General features: G+C 67.2%; 1 pseudogene. It reads left to right on the top strand.

Annotation, left to right across the window (positions count from 1 at the left end):
* Positions 1 to 247 (top strand): annotated as a pseudogene (locus AO388_RS07775) (DNA cytosine methyltransferase); the annotation flags it as partial.

Here is a 247-nt window from a genome sequence, read left to right as displayed (position 1 = left end):
ACTCACGCCAAGGGTATCGAAGAGCCGATGACGACGGTCACCAACACCGGAAGCCAGCAGCAACTGGTGGCCGCAAGCCTGGTGCACCTTCGTGGCAACTGTGACGCGCGGGACCCCGCCGATCCGCTGCACACCATCAGCGCCGGCGGCCAGCACCACGGCCTGGTGACAGCGTTCATGGAGCGGCAGTTCGGTGCCAGCGTCGGTGCGCCTCTGGATGAGCCAGCGCCTACCGTTACGGCAGGGG

Source organism: Pseudomonas sp. ICMP 10191 (assembly GCF_001467335.1).
Taxonomy (GTDB): domain Bacteria; phylum Pseudomonadota; class Gammaproteobacteria; order Pseudomonadales; family Pseudomonadaceae; genus Aquipseudomonas; species Aquipseudomonas cerasi.
Note: the sequence above shows the minus strand (reverse complement) of the source record. Positions and strands in the feature narration are given on the sequence as shown.